This is a genomic window from Pseudarthrobacter quantipunctorum (assembly GCF_045291495.1).
In the GTDB taxonomy this organism is placed as follows: domain Bacteria; phylum Actinomycetota; class Actinomycetes; order Actinomycetales; family Micrococcaceae; genus Arthrobacter; species Arthrobacter quantipunctorum.
Genome location: NZ_CP148033.1, coordinates 824,089 through 840,788, shown reverse-complemented (window position 1 = coordinate 840,788; position 16,700 = coordinate 824,089). Strand labels below are relative to the sequence as shown.

Here is a 16,700-nt window from a genome sequence, read left to right as displayed (position 1 = left end):
CCAGAGCCGCCGCCGGGTCGACACGTTGGGTAAGCTCGCTCCATTCACGGCGGTCGGCTTCGGACAGGTCATCGCTGATGTCGTGGACCCAGCGCTCCTTACACGCGCGGCCGCAGACCACGACTTCGTTCCATCGCTGAGCGGAGGTCGTGAACTTAGACCGCTGCATTCTGTTCGCCCGGGAGCCCGGCCATAAGCTGACCGAGCAACCGAGGGTGTGCACTCAGAAGGCCGAGCAACACAGCTACTGCCCGGTGCTGCGGACCAGTCTACTTCCGCGTGTCTGGCATTCTTGCTGGTGGGGCATCTGAATCTAACTACATACGGCGGCGGCACGCGGGCGCCGCCGCATGCCGCACCTTCCGGAGAAGCCCACCTCGCCCTAGAGGTTATGGTCCAGATATACGGGCTTCTGTCGCGATTAGAGCTGCATATCTGGACGAAACTCCTGAAAAGAGGGTTTCCGGGAAGCCCACATCAATTGATAGAGGGTTGCCGGTAGGCCCACATCAAGTGAGAGAGCGTGGGTTGGGTGGTGGGGGTGGTTTAGATGTCGGCGAGGAGGCTGTTTGGGTTTTCTATGGCGTCGGCTACGAAGCGGAGGAAGCCTGCTGCTGTGCCGCCGTCGCAGACTCGGTGGTCGAAGGTCAGGGTGAGCTCGGTGACCTTGCGGACGGCCAGCTCTCCGTTCACCACCCACGGCTTGTCGATGATCCGGCCCACACCCAGGATGGCCACCTCCGGGTGGTTGATGATCGCCGCAGACCCGTCCACACCGAACACCCCATAGTTATTGAGCGTGAACGTGCCGCTGCCGAGTTCCGTGGGGGTGGCCTTGCCCTGGCGTGCGACGTCGGTGAGCCGGCGGATCTCGGCGTCCAGTTCGCGGGCGGTCAGCTTTTCGGCGGCGCGGACGGACGGGACCACCAGGCCGCGGTCGGTCTGGGCAGCGATGCCGAGGTTGATGCCATCGAACGAGACGATCTCCTGCGAGCCGTCCTCCGCGGTTTCGATGCGCGTGTTCAGTTCCGGGTACTTTTTTAGCCCGGTTGTGACAAATCGTGCGATGAACGCGAGCAGGCCGGGCACCTGGTCACTGCCGGCTTTGAGTTCCTCCCGGAGCTCCATCAGCCCGGTGGCGTCCACATCCACCCAGACAGTTGCCTCGGGGATCTCGGAGCGGCTGCGGGCCATGTTGGTGGCCACGGCCTTGCGGACGCCCTTGACCGGCGTGCGGGCGGAGATTGGCAACCCCGTTCGGGCGTCGGTCGTTGCGGTGCCCGTGGCCGAGGTTTCTGCCCGTTCAGTCGAACGGGTCTCGGCGGGCTTGGTTTCGGCGGGCCTGGTCTTGACGGGCTCAGCCACCGGAGCATGAATAGCCTTTTCCACGTCGCGGCGCATGATCAGGCCGCCCTCGCCGGAGCCCGGGAGTTCGCCCAGGTCCACGCCGTGCTCCCGCGCCATGCGCCGGACCAGCGGCGAGATCACCGCGCCGAGCTTGCCGGGGACCCTAGTGCGCAGGAGCGAAAGGTCCACGTCGGCATCCGGCGCCGCGCCGCCGTCGGCCGCCCCATCCTCCAGCGGCAGAGTGCTGACGGAGCCAGCCGAAGAAGCTTTCCGCGCGCGGGTGCGCCGGGCAACGCCGTGGCCGCCCGGGGTCCCGTAGCCAATGAGCACGTTGCCGGACCCGGCCTTCTCCTCTTCCCGGTACGCCTCGGCCTCGGCCTGGGCAGGGGTGTCCGCGGGTTCGTCCAAAGGCTGACCCAGCTCGGTCTCAGCAGGCTCGCCCTCCGGCTCAGCGGGGGCGGCATCATCCGCGGCAACCCCGGCTTCCACAGGCGTCACCGAAATCAGCGGCTTCCCCACGTCGAGGGTCTCCCCCGGCTGCCCGTGCAGCTCGGCCACGATCCCGGCGTACGGGGACGGTACCTCCACGGTGGACTTGGCGGTCTCCACCTCGGCGATGGGCTGGTCCACGGAAATCGTGTCGCCCACGGCCACGTGCCAGGACACCAGTTCGGCTTCGGTGAGGCCCTCGCCCAGGTCCGGCAACAAAAACACGCGTGTTTCACTCATGGTCAGTTCTCCCACTGAAGGTCGTCAACGGCGTCGAGGATGCGGTCCACGCCGGGCAGGTAGTACTTCTCAAGCTTGGGCGCCGGATAGGGGATGTCGAACCCGGTGACGCGGCGGATGGGGGCGGCCAGGTGGTGGAAGCAGCGCTCCTGCACCCGGGCCACGATCTCCGAGGACACGGACGCGAAGCCGTGCGCTTCGGCGATCACCACAGCCCGGCCGGTCTTCCGCACGGACTCGCACACAGTGGCGTCGTCGAACGGCACAAGGGTGCGCACGTCGATGACTTCCAGCGAGCGCCCCTCCAGCGCGGCGGCCTCGGCGGCGGCGAGCGCGGTGGGGACGGACGGGCCGTAGGCGATCAGCGTTGCGTCGGTGCCGGGGCGGGCGACGGCGGCGCGGCCTTCCGTGGATTGTCCCGCCGAAGCAGCGACAGAGTGGGCGGCCCGCAGCTCGGCCAAGTCCACCAGGTCCTTGGACCAGTAGAGCTTCTTGGGCTCCATGAAGATGACGGGATCGTCCGAGTCGATGGCCTCGCGGAGCATCCGGTACCCGTCCGCCACGGTGGCCGGGGTGAACACCTTCAGGCCGGCAGTGTGGGCGTAGTAGGACTCGGAGGAGTCGCAGTGGTGCTCCACTCCCCCGATGCCGCCGCCGTAGGGAACCCGGATCACCATGGGCAGCTTCACGGCGCCCTTGGTGCGGTTGTGCATCTTGGCCACGTGGCTGACGATCTGCTCGAACGCCGGGTAGGCGAACGCGTCGAACTGCATCTCGATCACGGGGCGCATGCCGTTGATGGCCATGCCCACGGCCATGCCCACAATGCCGGACTCGGCCAGCGGGGTGTCGAAGCAGCGCTGCTCGCCGAACGTGGCGGTAAGTCCGTCGGTGATGCGGAAGACGCCGCCCAGGAGCCCCACGTCCTCGCCGAACACCAGGACGGAGGGGTCTGCGTGCATGGCGTCGGCCAGGGCCGTGTTCAACGCTTTGGCCATGGTGACCGGCTGGGGGCCTGCAGCCTCGGACAAAGCGGCGGCGGAGGCGGCGGCCCTCGCGGTGGCGGCGGAAACGTTGCCGTTGGCCTCGGAGGATGTGGTGATGGTGGGGCTCACTTGCCGGCCTCCTGTGATGATGCTGCGTCGCGGGCGAGTTCGTCCGCGAGCAGGGCGGACTGTTCCCTCAGCTGCGGCGTGGTCTTTTCGAAGACGTGGCGGAAGAGTTCCTGCGGGTCCACGGGCACGTCTTCGCTGAGTCCGTCGCGCAGCTGCGTGGCAACCGCTTCCGCCTTCTCGCGGATCCGTGCCTCGCCGTCGTCGTCCAGCAGGCCGCGGTCCGTGAGGTAGGTCCGCATCCGGTTCACCGGGTCCTTCGCCCGCCACTCCGCAACCTCAGAGCTTTCCCGGTAGCGCGTGTCGTCGTCGGCGTTGGTGTGGGCTTGCATGCGGTAGGTGTTGGCTTCCACCAGCAGGGGGCCGGAGCCGCCGCGGCACAGCGCAACGGCGCGGTCCAGGACGGCGAGGAGGGCCACGACGTCGTTGCCGTCCACGCGTTCGCCGGCCATGCCGTAGCCCACGGCCTTGTGCGCGAGCGACGGCGCCACGGACTGGTGCGCCAGCGGCACCGAGATGGCGTACTTGTTGTTCTGGACGAAGAAGATGACGGGCAGGTGGAAGACGGCGGCGAAGTTCAGAGCCTCGTGGAAGTCGCCTTCGGACGTGGCGCCGTCGCCGCACATGGCCAGCACCACGGTGTCCTCGCCGCGGAGCTTGGCTGCGTGGGCAACGCCCACGGCGTGGAGCAGCTGGGTGGTCAGCGGGGTGCACTGGATGCCCACCTTGTGCTTGAGGGGATCGAACCCGCCGTGCCAGTCGCCGCGGAAGATGGTCATCACCTGCACGGGGTCCACGCCGCGGGTCATCACGGCCACGGCGTCGCGGTAGGTGGGGAACATCCAGTCGCCCTTGGACAGGCACAGGGCGGCCGCCACCTGGCAGGCCTCCTGGCCGTGGCTGGAGGGGTACACGGCCATGCGGCCCTGCCGGACCAGGGCGGAGTTCTGGTCATTGACGCGGCGTCCGACGACGAGCTGCTCGTACGCTGCCAGCAGTTCGTCATCGCCGGGCAAAGGGTATTCGTGGCCGGGTTCGGTGCCCTGCTCACCTTCCGGCTTGAGCCGGCCGTCCGGGTCCACCATCTCGATCTGGTGCCGGGCGGGAAGCATGTAGTCCTCGGCGGTGATGCCGAACTTCTTGGCAGCCTCGGCGAGGGCGTCCTCGGCGGGTGCCTGGCTGGTTGTGTCCGGGTGCGCGGTGTGGTCTGCGGAGATCGTCATTGTTCCGTCCTTCTGTTGCCACTATTCCTTCCCAGTATCGTCCTGTGGCCGGTTTCGTATCCAGCACCTGACGGAATCGTGGAGAAGCTGCTCAATAATGCCGTTCCTGGAAGACGATCCGGCAGTGTGAGCCAGGTTACGGACAGGTGCGGTGGACAAATTGGCTGATGGGCTAGGGACGGAAGGCCCTTGACCCCTATCCGCAGGGGGACCACACTCAGGGGGACGCGATGGACGGAAAGGTCTCTCCGTTGCATCACACAGGATCTTTTCCACGCCTCAGGCGGGGAGAAGACTCCGTACCAGGTGGCAGGGTTTTCCCGTGTTGGGGGCGCATGGTGCGGCGATGGATGCGGAGGGGACAGTGCGGCTCCCTCCGCCCCTGAACGATCTTGCACCGGCCAGCCTTCCCTGCGGCTGCCGCGGACCGGAGAATCACGCGCCGCCCGTACCCCGGGGGCGCCGAATCATGAACGCGGAAATTACTAAGGGTGGGGCAGCTGCAATGGGCATTGAGAACTTGTGGGACCGGCTGGAGCCAGAGACGCGGCAGTGGCTGGTGGAGAACCCCGGCTGCAGGATCCTTCCCCGGACGGTGGTGGCATCGATTGCCAAGGCCACCGGCACCGAGCTGGAGCAGGACAGGCACGGTGAAATCAGCCTCTCCTCCAGCGACTGCGACTTTATCCGCAGGGCAGCCGAGCTGCAGGAGGCGGAGAGCCGCACGTCCTCGTAAGCTGCACCTCTGGTCAGGTTTCGTATCCCACAGCCGCCCGAGCCGCTCAAAGCTGTGCCATTCGCCCTACACTGGGAGACGAATTGTAACTGTGAGGCAGCTTACGGACGGGGGCCTTGGGCAACGTGGCAGCAAGGGATGCCGGGACTGAACCAGTCCCGTTGGACGACATCGACCGCAGGATCATTGCCGAGCTGACCCGGGACGGCCGCATGTCCGTGACGCAGGTGGCCGAGAACGTCCACATCTCCCGCGCGCACGCCTACACCCGCATCGCCAGACTCACGGGCGAGGGCGTGCTGTCCAGGTTCACAGCACTGGTGGACCCCATCAAGGCCGGGCTTCGCTCGTCCGCCTACGTGACCCTGAAGCTGAAGCAGGACGCCTGGCGGGAACTCCGGGACCAGCTGGGCGCCATCCCCGAGGTGCACCACGTGGCCCTGGTGGGCGGCGACTTCGACGTGATCCTGCTGGTCCGCGCCGTGGACAACATCGACCTGCGCCGGGTCATCTTCGACCAGCTGCAGTCCATGCCCGGCGTGCTGGATACGCAGACGTTCCTGGTGTTTGAGGATCTGGATACGCGGTAAATCCCCTCACAGCCATAAACGGGGGCAATGTGGACTCTGCGGAGAGCCACATTCTTTTGGTGCCCGCCTTCCATTAGGGCCGGCAATGCAGAAGCATTCGTCCAAGGGGGCAACAGCTCCAGGCCCTCTGCCCACCTGCGGTAGACGACCCGACCCTTTGGTGTAGGGACAGGTCCCCGCTTTAACGCTGGCCGTTTCACGGTTGGCCTTGAGGTTTGAGAAAGGCTGGCATGCGCTCTCGGAAGCGGATATTCACCCGGAACGGCGGCAGGAGGTGGACTGCGTCCGCCCTGGGAGCGGCCCTTGCTGGAACACTCCTTATCCCCTTCGGCAGCGCGGCCGCCGCCGACAATACGGCCGGTTGGGACTGCGCCGGTGGTTTTGTGGCTGTGACCTTCGATGATGGTCCGGACATTTCAACCAGGGACCGCACATCATGGATCCTGGACACCCTCCGCTCCTACGGCGTGCACGCCACCTTTTTCGACCTTGGCGAACGGATAGCGGACCGGTACCAGGTGACCCGGCCGGACCTTGTCCTGAGGGAACAGGCAGAAGGCCACACCGTTGCCAACCACACCTGGGACCATCCTGACCTGACCAAGGTGAGCCAGACGGAGGTCCGGTCCCAGCTGACACGCGCCAATGATGCGATCATCGCGGCGGGGGCGGCGCGGCCAACCCTGTTCCGGCCGCCGTTCGGATACAGCAATGCCGACGTCGCCGCCGTTGGCGAGTCCCTCGGACTGCGCCAGGTGCTGTGGGATGTAAACACCGGGGACACCGCGGCAACCAGTCCCTCCGCGGTGTCCAGCGCCGTACTGGCGCGGGTCCGGTCAGGAAGTGTTGTTGTCCTCCACGACTGGGCGCCGCACACCGCCGAGGCACTTCCCGCCATCCTGGACGGGCTGAAGGAACGGAATCTCTGCCCCGGCCTTGTGGCCCCCTCGGATACCTACAATGCCCAGATCCGCAGCTACGCGTCGGTCATCCCGGACCCGAACGGTCCCCGCACCGCAACTCCGCGGCAGTGCCCGTGTTCCATTTTTGCGCCCACATATGTTCCAGCAGTCCCCTCAACGTCATCCACCGGTCCATACGAACTCGGAGTGCGCTTTGCCACTGACGTACCCGGGGTGATCACCGCAGTCCGCTTCTATAAGGGTTCAGCCAACACAGGGCTGCACCCGGTTCGGTTGTGGTCCAACAGCGGCACGCTGCTGGGCTCGGCGAACGCGGGGAGCGAAACCAGCTCCGGATGGCAGCAGGTGGACATCCCCGGCGGTGTCCGGGTCCAGGCGAACACCGCATACGTAGCCTCCTATTCGGCCCCTGTCGGCCGGTTCTCCCAGGACGTCAACTACTTCACCAGCACTGCCGGTTCCGCTCCGCTCCGCGGCCTGGCCAGCACCGCTTCCTCCCTTAACGGCATCTACGCCACGGCCACCGGGGCCTTCCCCACCCGCTCCTACTCGGCCAGCAGCTACGGCGTGGACGTTGTCTTCGTCCCGGACACGGACCTTCCCGATGTGCCGCTGGCGGCCAAGGACGACGCTGCCTCCGCTTCCTACGAAACCACTCTGTCCGTGGCCGCGCCGGGTGTCCTGGCGAATGACGGCGGCACGGGCCTGTCCGTGTCGGCCTGGACCCAGCCGGCCCACGGAACGGTCAGCATGCAAGCGTCCGGAGCGTACACCTACACGCCGGCAGCAGGGTTCTCCGGAGCAGATTCCTTCACCTATACTGTTCGGGACGAGGCGGGAGCCACGGCGTCCGCCACGGTAGCCGTCACCGTCTCAGCGCCGGAGGCGGTTCTGGCGCGCGACTCCTTCGCCCGGACCCTCACGGGCACCTGGGGCACGGCGGACCTCGGCGGCTCCTGGACTCCAAACAGCTCCACGCTCAGCGTGGACGGCCAGCGCGGAGTCTTCACCCTCTCGCCGGGGCAAACCCGGCAGGTCTTCCTGGGCGTCAACGCCGCGGATACTGACACCAGGGCCACGGTCCAGTTGAACGCGGCAGCGAGCGGAAGCGGCGCGTACGCCAGCATCGTCACCCGCCGCGTGGCTTCTTCCGTTGAATACCGCGGCACGGCCAGGGTGCTGCCCAATGGGACGGTAAGCGCCCTGATCTACCGGATGAACGGTTCTGATCCTGCAACCATCATCGGACCGGAAGTCACCGTGCCGGGACTGTCGGCCGCGCCGGGGTCCACACTGTCGCTGCGCCTGAAGTCCGTGGGCGTAAGCCCCACCACGCTCGCACTAACCGTATGGCAGGCCGGCACCGCCCAGCCTGCTCCGCAGGTCACCGCCACGGACAGCACTGCGGCCCTCCAAACGGCAGGAGGTACCGGACTGACGGCGGCCATCTCCTCCAAGAGCACAACAGGGATGAAGCTTAGTTTCGACGACTTCGTACTGAGCGCTGGCTAGCCTTTATCTGGTTTCCGATGGTCGAGGGTATTGACATTCTTAGCGGAGCGCGGCTTGTACGCGCTCCGCTAAGGGCTGATGGCACGCAGAGCCGCTAGGCCAGACTCTCTCGGCATCGGTCCTTGCGCCGTAATCCGCCGTGCGGGGACTGGGAACGGCTGCAATCCATCCACGCGGGCTTGCACACAGGAAGCCACGCCCATGATCAACAGCACGAGCATGAACGCGAATCCCTTATCCTCGACTGGAGACCCGAAGGGCAGCATGACGACGGCGACCATCGCGATGCCCCGTGTAGCCGTGTGCATGACTGAGCGCCCGTACTTCTTGCCGGTGGTGTACACCATCCAAAGCAGAGAGCCTAGAAAGCCGACCATCGCTATCGTCCCTATGACGCCAAGGCGGACCACTGTTGCCAGGGGTGTGTCTAGGCTGATGGGCGGATTGAAGCCAGGGCCTTTACCGAACCACGGTGACTCTTGAATCCAGTTCCAGACGTGGTAGTACTGCTCGGTGCGAGCTTCCAAAGATAGGTCCTTGCGACTGCCCGTGGCGACGTTCATCAATGCGTTAAGGCGTGACTCAAGGAACCCAGGGGTCTTAATCACGTATTCAGCAAATATGGGTAGCAGAACTGCCACGGCGGCGGCCAGGAAAGCCAACAGGAGCAGTGCCTTATGCATCGGAACTCCGAATTTAGCCGTGACACCCAAGAGTCCTACGAGGGCAAAGAAAACCACGAGGTTTGTCCGCGTACCAGTGATCAGTAGTGCCGCAGGGATAGCTATCGCAGCCAGTGTCCATAAGACACGCTCAAGTCGACGTGCGTAGATGATCATCACGAGCGCGAGGGCGAAACCAAGCGCTGACAGAATTAGCGACGAGACGACGAAACGCCCGAAGCTGAGGCTGGAAACCCCACGACGATTGAGCCAGTCAGCTGCGAAGCCGGCGGCGGCCACGAACCCGATAACGCCTATCCATCGAATCGCTGACTTTGACTGAATCTCACGGCCCGCATCGATGCCAACGATTGGCGCAAGCGGGATCATTGTGTAGAAGACACCCTGCCGCACAACGGTCATAAGATCTTGACCCGAGGTTGCGATGGCCCCCATCAACAGGCATAAGAGCAAGATTGCGGCCCACGCAAACAACGGTACGGCTATGCGAATCCACGTCGGCGGATTAAGAGAAAGGCGAATAGTCGAGATCACGACACACAAGAACATCGCCCCCGCATAGGCCATCTTGGCCGGCCCCACGTCGCTAGATGACCCCAGAACGAGCATCCCGCCGACGACGATGACAGCGACTCGAACCCAAGATTTCCTCACCATTAGGTACAAAATCAGGGGTGCAGCGGCCGCAGCAACTGTCAGTGTAGGGTCCACCACAAGCAACGAGGTTGCCGCCACAACGTACAGGAAAGTCGCGATGGTCAGAGCGTTGTCACGGATGGGCGCGAGTGCGAGCATGGAAGAGATCCCCCGGTCTTCTACTTCGTGTCTCTTAAATCCTCCCACGCTGCGAGACCGGCCGGAACCAGGGGTATGCCCCCAGCCCGTACAAACGGTGCACACCAAAGGCAATGCGAGGAGCCCCTACAAAATAAAGAGATCTTGGTTGAGTACCGATCCGTACCCCCAGCGTACCGGTGCAGCAAGGCTTCAAACTTGGGCCGACTCTGCTGGTCGTAACCGTTCGGCAGCAACGCGACCGACCACCTTAGCCAGTTTGTGGCTCCGACGTTCGACCGTCACGTAGAAACCCCAAGCTACGATGAGCGATATGGGCCAGCTCAGTGTGACAGCGAGCCACGGTGCAGCGGGTGACAGCAAGAGTCCAAGGGTGACGATGATGGGCTCGTGTACGAGGTAAAGGCTGAAGGAGATCGTGCCGAGCCACGTCACGGTCGGCAGGCTGAAGAACCTTTGGGCGCGGCTACTGAAAGCCACGACGAAGATCAGCCCTGTGGCGCCAGCTAGTACCAGAGGAAGGAAGGCATCCAACCAGTCGACTGGTACACCAAGCGCCGCTCCATACCATGTCGAGCAAAGCGCGACCACAGACAAAACGGCGACCAGCCGCCACACCATCACAGGTCTACGGCTACCGTCAATCCGCTCAGCTAAGCCCCTGAGCTCCTTGAACTTGACAGCCAGGAGTACGCCGATGGCAAAAATTGGAAGGTACTTAACGGAGCCATTTCCAACGGCAGTACCAGCGAACATCGCGACAAAGACGAGAACCGTAGCCGCAACCCAATGCCGACGAAAGCGCCACAAAACAAACACATACACTGGCAGGAAAAGGGAGAAGATTACCTCATACTTCAGCGACCAAAGGGGCGTCACAAGATTGGAACGGCCGATCAACAGAAGGGCGTCTTTAGCCGCTGCGGCAACCGACAACGGCTCCGCATGGCTTCCCAGCCAGTAGCTAACATCGGGACCGCTGCGCCGTGGAACCAGCCAGGCAAACACGAACGCAAGCATGATGGCTGCAACCACAGGCAGGTAGAGGCGGACGATCCGTGCCGGGTAGTAAGCCCGCCAGTCAAATGACTTCCCGACCCGAAGCGCGGGCAAAGCAAGGACCATGCCGCTGAGGACAAAGAACACGAGCACCGCCTCGCTTCCTGCCCAGAAAATCCGAAGAGGCGTGTACGTGAGAAGCCACACAAGCGGTGACTCGTTCGCCGGCCTAAAGGCGTTCACCAGCGATAGCTGCGGGATAAGGAGCAAACTATGGTGCACTAAAACCACGACCGCCGCCACGCCGCGCAAGCCATCCAGTGACGCAAGACGCGTAGTTGACATGAAAGATTCCCCCATTTAGTCAAGACAGTCCATAGTCTACGGGGCGCGGTGGGGCCCATGATACCGGGAACCTTCACCACCACCGCCGTTGACCCGTCCGGGCTATCAATGGCTAGCAGGCGAGTGCTCCTTATCGCATGAAACAGCGCAACGCAGGGCAATAACGTTACTGCGCCACTGACCAAAGTCCCGTGCAGCAGCGCCACTCGTGAAATGTAACCGGCTACGAGGTGTGGATGGGGTGCGTCATAGGATCAGAGAAGATGTGGTTGCTCCAGTGATCTGTGGTTACTTTCAGCCTTAGACTTTACAGCGAGTCGGCCTCATGGGCCGTCCGATTGCCGCCCGCTTATTAGCGAATTGAAATTGGGGAACTATGACGGTATTCATGATCTACACCTTTCGAGAGCCCGAGCTTCTCAATAGAACCGTGAAGGCTCTATCGCCGCATCAGGTGGTTATCCACGTCGACGCAAAAATCGACCAGACCCCATTCGAAGCCGCGATCAGGATGGAAGACAAAGCAAGAGTCACGTTCCTGCCGAACCGCGTCCGGGTGAACTGGGGCGGATACTCGCAGGTGGATGCTATCAGGCGCCTTGTAGCTGAGGCTATCTGCCGAGCGTCTCCGGACGAATACCTGATCATGCTGTCCGGGCAGGACTACCCCATCAAGTCGGTACCAGAAATTGAAAAGCAGCTGACGCTCGGAAGAGGAAGACAGTACCTCCGATACTTCGAAGTGGCTGCCAGCGAACCCATCTACATGGCCCAGGTCTCGCACCGTCACCACAGGGACCTTCCTATCGGCAGCAACCACACTGGCAACGTTCGAGTCCGGAAAGCCCGCAACTTCCTGATCCGTGCCGCTGAGAAGATGTCTTCACTCGGCCCGGCGCTGAAGCCGCCGCCCGGTCTGCGAGTAGCCCACGGAGCGACCCACTTCGCAATCACCGCTTCGTTTGCTGAAGACCTTGAGTCGCTGATAACGCCGGAGATAGAAAACTACTTCCGCAAGGTCTTCTGCCCCGAGGAGAAGTTTTACCACTCACTGGCGGCGCTGTCCGCCCGCTCGGCGGAAACCGGTGGCACGCTTGATGGTGGGTTCGAGCCGTATACGGGGCGAGGGAACTGGCGATACTCCAATCTGCATCACATAGACGAGACGTTGGTCAAGGTGTACACCGAGGATGATTGGGAAGAGGTACGAAATTCGCAAAAGTTTTTCTTGCGGAAACTGGAGTCCGAACGCAGCAGCAGGCTGCTGCAAATGATTGACGACGAGCTACTTCCATCGACTTCCGACGTAATGTAAAACTGGTCAAATTCAGATAGAAGAGCACCCCGGCCTTTGCCGTTTCCGCGGACTAACAAGGTGGCAGCAATTATGGCGAAAACCACTCTCGCCCCACGTTCTCCGTAACGTGTTCAAACGGCCTTGTATCGATTGACTATCTGCCGGACGGGCGATGACACGGGATAAGTCATTCCCACTTCTACGGTTGCAGTGCAACTAGGAGTTGCTCCTTCAGCGTTAGAAGCAAGGGTCAACAGCGATTTCGCGCGCTTCCCGTATGCGTCCTTCACCTGGCTTCCATTGGGCAGGGCGTCATACTCCGCCTGCCCGTAATGCGGTCTTGCTAACGCCCCAATCGCATGTGGGGTGATGCGAAAATTTGGTCCGCTCTCCTCAGTGTTCGAAGTACTGTTTGACCCCATAGATCCTGACCATATAAAGGGGAGTTGCTGATTTCGCTCAAAGACCAGTCAAGTCATATACAGTTTTCGATTGTGGTGGCGACTATGGTTCTGGGCAGACAGGATAATCGCGCAGCTGTCCCAATAAAGCATCAGCGGCCCGATCTGCGGCATATGAAACCCGTCGTCATTCCGAGGGCGGCAAGCAAAGATCCCAATCCTAAGGAGCGGGGTGCGAGCGGTCGCGCAACCGCAATTGCTCTGTGACTTCCGTCTTTGTTGATGAGTTCAATGATTTCTCTAATGTCACGCTCGGTAGGTCGTTGCGGCTGGCGACGCTGGCCCCCTGCAAAAAATCCACGGTCCATGGTTCGACGCTAGGCGCAGGGGTCAGCTCGCACACGAGCATGGACTACCTGTCTTTTCCTAGTCGTACTACCTAGGCCTGACTCTACTTTAAGATGCGTCCCGATGTATGTTTGCTCCTATGAGCAAACCTTGGTCTGGCAGTGGCATGGTAGGGCGGAGAAAGCGGCATGCTCCCTTCTTTGACCTAGCCAGCAAACCGGCTTTCGAGTCTCGGGCGTCTGCGAGATTCGCCACTCACCAGGACTTTGCGGCGTTTGTTGAAACTACCAAAACCTGGGCGGCCATGGAGCCTTCCTTCAGGGTGTTCTATCCCAGCGGCCACGATATAGTGGGTGCCTTCTCCGTAGAAGACATTCTCCGCATTTCCCATAACCGGCTGGACTTCCTTTCGGTCTTTACCGCCGCGGGGGAAATGAGATTCGATTACCGACACGGGCCGCTGGTCCAAGTTTTTCCTGCTAAGGGACATGAGGAAGACGTCGCTGAATGGGTGCAGATCTTGCAACGGCACCTTCGGCCAGTAGCCTGGCACAAGCGGTTGGTAGGATATTCGCTGGTACCAAAGGTTCGGTAAGGGCAGTGCCTGCCGTGAGCTGGCGCCGCTGTAGGCAGCGTAAGCTTCTCCGGCTACCGGTAGCCGTCCACGATGGCTGCAGCGATCTCCTTGTAGGCGCGTCGCGTTTCGGGCCTGAGCCGGTCAAGACTAACAAGGTCGCCGTCCGCAACCCCCCGGTCATGCGGGACGGCGATGAGCTCACGGCAAATACCTGCAAGGTGCTCGTCGATAGCGTCCTTATCTACGCGGCTGGAAACCTCGTCCTTGTCCGTGATCACCACGACGGCGTTTCGGGCCAGATCTTCGTAGCCGTGGCTGGCTAGCCATTGCAGCGTGCTACGGGCGCGCTTGGCCCCGCTCACCGCATAACCTGCGGCGATCACCAGGTTGTCCGCGGACTGCAATATGCCGCTCATGGCGTTGTGGGTGACACCGGTGCCGCAGTCGGTTAGGGCAACCGAGTAGTAGGCCGCGATGAGCTTGCGGATGCGCAGGTACTCTTCAGCAGTCAGTGAGTCCGAGACTTCCGGGTCTTGCTCCCCCGCAATCAAGTGCAGCCGGCCGGCATGGTGCATGTAGCGGGCCAAGCCAGTTAGGGAATCGATAGATTCAATATTTCGGAGCAGGTCCGTGATGGTACGGGGGCTCGACTGCTGGTAGATACCTTCTCCCAGCGCTCGCTCCACAAGGTCGCCGGAATCAGGGTTTGCATCAATGGCACACGGTGCGTCACCGCGGTACTCAGCTAGAGTCAACCCCACGCCCACCGTGGTGGAAGTTTTGCCGATTCCACCCTTAAGGCTTAAGACTGCAGTATTGTAGCTGCCCTGCAGCTGCCGGGAGATGCGGCGGCCCAGCTCCTCTTCCTGACGCTGCCTGAGTCCCGGTCCCAGATTCCAGGCCCCGCCGGTCAGGCTATAGAGAGCCCCACGGATGCCGCCCGTGGGGCGGGGTTTCTGTTCTTTAACAAATAATCCCGGAGAGCTTATGAAGTCCGGCATGGGGCTTTCAGCGATCGTGTTAGCAACTGTTGCCCGCACCCGGCGGAACTGTGGAGCCTCAGAAGGGGGATCCGACGGCGTCGGCGGGATTTCCGAAGCAGCCCCGCCCAGGCCAGGGGTACCGTAGTCAGCTCCGGACTGCTGCTCCGATGCCGGGAGACGGTTGGGGGCGGGTGTTTGCGTAGTCGGCTTTGCTGCGTCAGTAGCTGCCGCGGCCTCCGCCCAAGAGGTCCGTCGAATCGGCGGTGTACTTGGTTCGGGTAGGCCGGAGGGGCTGGGCTGAGCAGCGGGCATGGTTCCTGTCCTGGCATCCGTGAGACCACGGTCGGTGCGACCAAGGTCTCGGCGTCGCCGGAGCTGCCCTGCATCCTCTGCGTGGGCGCGAGCGTTTTGATCCGTGGGATCGGGCATAGGTGTCCCCCAAGACGTTCGGCAAATTCTGTGCAGCACTCGTTCAAACAGTAAGTCTAGGGGTTTCGACTGACGCGGGTGTTCAGACCCGGGCGAGGGCCGACGCAACCACGCCTGCGGTAACAACGAGGAGAACGATTAGCACGGCGTAGCCCTGCCACCTGGGACGATCCTTATGTGGATTGATGTCAACGTAGGGCATGGCTAGGGTCGATTGACGTGTTTCGTGGCGGGAGCAGCGACCCGGATTGCACGGCGTTTCAGTCTGAGCATCTGATGCAGGACGAAGAACGGAACCAGCAGGGTGCCCAGCAGCGCGGACAGCGCCAAGGCAAAATCGGATATAGCCACAACAGCCTCCATCGGTCACGGGGATCCCCACCGTCTTGACCTAACCACGTGACAGGATGAATGACAAGTCATGTCAACAGCGCCGTGGCGAGAAGTATTGCTTTAGCGCTGGAGTGCCAGGGACACCACGACGACGGTTGCGACCGCCAAGGCGACCAATAAGACATACGAGAAAACTTGCGTTCTACGCCTCTTCAACTCGCGGCGAGAATACCGAGCGTCGTAAGTGCCCTCATATCTACCCATGACCCGATGCTAGGAGCACAGGCTCAAGGTTTGATCAAGTCATCTCCTTTATGACAGAGGCACAACTCCAGAACAACAGCATTCGGAGCCGGGAAGTAACTCTCCCATGAGCGAGCTACACGAGAGAGGGCTTATAAGCCGGTCACGCGCTCCGGTGTTACACGACGTCGCAGCAGATCGGAGATACTCAGCAGATTGCCACGGAGGCGGGCTCGTCTCCATTCGCTCTGATGGCCCCAAATTGCGCCCACTACGTTAGCCGTTAGCGGCCGCAACGAGAGCGACATAGCCCGCTTGCCATCTATCGTCCCCTTCTTCCACAAGTAGACGGGATTCGTGATCTGGGAATACCCGTATCGCAGGTTTTGGCTTCGTCCGCCTGAGGCAGAACCGTGATGAACGCCCAGACAGGAATCATCTCGAATCAAGGACCCTCGCTGCGATAGCCGGCGAGAAAAATCAAGGTCCTCAAGCCAGGAGTACAGCGGGAGCCGCTCATCAAAGCGGAGATCGCGCGCCGCCCCGGCTCTGACCGCGAAGTTACAACCATACAAATCACCCACAGGAATTCTTGTAGGGCTGACAGGTTGAATGCTCGTTGCGAGGACAGCATCTGCCTCATTGAACGTAACTGGTACGCCTGTCCTCGCCCCGTTACCCAAAAGCTCGCCAGTTAGACCTACGATGTCTGGGCGCTCAACAAAGGCCAACGCACAATTCTCAATATAGTCAGATCTAATGGTCATGTCGTCATCGAAGAACACGATCAATTCTGCAGCAGGATCAAGTGAATCTAGGGCCGCGTTCCTCTGGGCGCTCGCTCCACGTTTTCCTACAACTGTCTTCACCCAACCGGTATAGCGTTCAATGTCCTCGCAGAGATCAGACAGGGTAGGCGCGGAGACAACTACTTCATCCGGCCTGACGGTCTGGCTGGACAGGCAGGCCAGCAATCGATCGAGATGGTCACGTCTATCAACAGTGGCAATAACTACCGAGATATTCAAAGCTCCCCCTAATTCGACCATATTTCGTAGCGGCGCGGTTCCGCCCCATGCCGCAATGCGCGCCGGT

At 62.1% G+C, this 16,700-nt stretch carries 11 protein-coding genes; 4 read left to right on the top strand and 7 right to left on the bottom strand.

Annotated features, from left to right (window positions below; translation table 11 throughout):
* Positions 1 to 546: 546 nt before the first annotated feature.
* From WHH00_RS03845 to WHH00_RS03835, 3 genes are read right to left on the bottom strand one after another with little or no spacing between them, the layout of a single operon-like run.
* Complete coding sequence (locus WHH00_RS03845) at positions 547 to 2,076, bottom strand: dihydrolipoamide acetyltransferase family protein (RefSeq protein ID WP_406636685.1); 1,530 nt, start codon at positions 2,074 to 2,076, stop codon at positions 547 to 549.
* A 2-nt stretch (positions 2,077 to 2,078) separates the two neighbouring features.
* The gene (locus WHH00_RS03840) at positions 2,079 to 3,191 is read right to left on the bottom strand and encodes an alpha-ketoacid dehydrogenase subunit beta (RefSeq protein ID WP_406636683.1); all 1,113 of its coding nucleotides are present in this window, start codon (positions 3,189 to 3,191) and stop codon (positions 2,079 to 2,081) included.
* Complete coding sequence (locus tag WHH00_RS03835; RefSeq protein WP_406636681.1) at positions 3,188 to 4,411, bottom strand: thiamine pyrophosphate-dependent dehydrogenase E1 component subunit alpha; 1,224 nt, start codon at positions 4,409 to 4,411, stop codon at positions 3,188 to 3,190. Before WHH00_RS03835 ends, WHH00_RS03840 begins: the two co-directional genes overlap by 4 nt.
* A 505-nt stretch (positions 4,412 to 4,916) precedes the next feature.
* On the opposite strand from WHH00_RS03835, the gene WHH00_RS03830 reads away from it, so the two are divergent.
* The 3 genes from WHH00_RS03830 to WHH00_RS03820 all read left to right on the top strand — a co-directional run bounded on the left by WHH00_RS03830 (position 4,917) and on the right by WHH00_RS03820 (position 8,172).
* Positions 4,917 to 5,147 carry a hypothetical protein gene (locus tag WHH00_RS03830; RefSeq protein WP_400597743.1) on the top strand — a complete coding sequence of 77 codons (231 nt, stop codon included), beginning with the start codon at positions 4,917 to 4,919 and terminating at the stop codon, positions 5,145 to 5,147.
* 125 nt (positions 5,148 to 5,272) lie between these two features.
* Positions 5,273 to 5,737: an Lrp/AsnC family transcriptional regulator gene (locus WHH00_RS03825; protein WP_188813937.1), complete on the top strand. Its 465-nt coding sequence runs from the start codon at positions 5,273 to 5,275 to the stop codon at positions 5,735 to 5,737.
* Between the two features lie 230 nt (positions 5,738 to 5,967).
* Complete coding sequence (locus WHH00_RS03820; RefSeq protein WP_406636679.1) at positions 5,968 to 8,172, top strand: DUF4082 domain-containing protein; 2,205 nt, start codon at positions 5,968 to 5,970, stop codon at positions 8,170 to 8,172.
* Between the two features lie 68 nt (positions 8,173 to 8,240).
* Here WHH00_RS03820 and WHH00_RS03815 read toward each other — a convergent pair whose 3' ends face one another.
* Positions 8,241 to 9,650, bottom strand: a complete 1,410-nt coding sequence (locus WHH00_RS03815) for an O-antigen ligase family protein (RefSeq protein WP_406636677.1) — start codon at positions 9,648 to 9,650, stop codon at positions 8,241 to 8,243.
* A gap of 192 nt (positions 9,651 to 9,842) precedes the next feature.
* Positions 9,843 to 10,994 (bottom strand): acyltransferase family protein, encoded by a 1,152-nt coding sequence (locus tag WHH00_RS03810; RefSeq protein ID WP_406636675.1) that lies wholly within the window; start codon positions 10,992 to 10,994, stop codon positions 9,843 to 9,845.
* Positions 10,995 to 11,370: 376 nt separating this feature from the next.
* On the opposite strand from WHH00_RS03810, the gene WHH00_RS03805 reads away from it, so the two are divergent.
* Positions 11,371 to 12,309: a beta-1,6-N-acetylglucosaminyltransferase gene (locus WHH00_RS03805; RefSeq protein WP_406636673.1), complete on the top strand. Its 939-nt coding sequence runs from the start codon at positions 11,371 to 11,373 to the stop codon at positions 12,307 to 12,309.
* A gap of 1,379 nt (positions 12,310 to 13,688) precedes the next feature.
* On the opposite strand, the gene WHH00_RS03800 is transcribed toward WHH00_RS03805, so the two are convergent.
* Positions 13,689 to 14,372 (bottom strand): MinD/ParA family protein, encoded by a 684-nt coding sequence (locus WHH00_RS03800; RefSeq protein WP_406636671.1) that lies wholly within the window; start codon positions 14,370 to 14,372, stop codon positions 13,689 to 13,691.
* A gap of 1,385 nt (positions 14,373 to 15,757) precedes the next feature.
* The gene (locus tag WHH00_RS03795; RefSeq protein ID WP_406636669.1) at positions 15,758 to 16,633 is read right to left on the bottom strand and encodes a glycosyltransferase family 2 protein; all 876 of its coding nucleotides are present in this window, start codon (positions 16,631 to 16,633) and stop codon (positions 15,758 to 15,760) included.
* Positions 16,634 to 16,700: the final 67 nt, after the last annotated feature.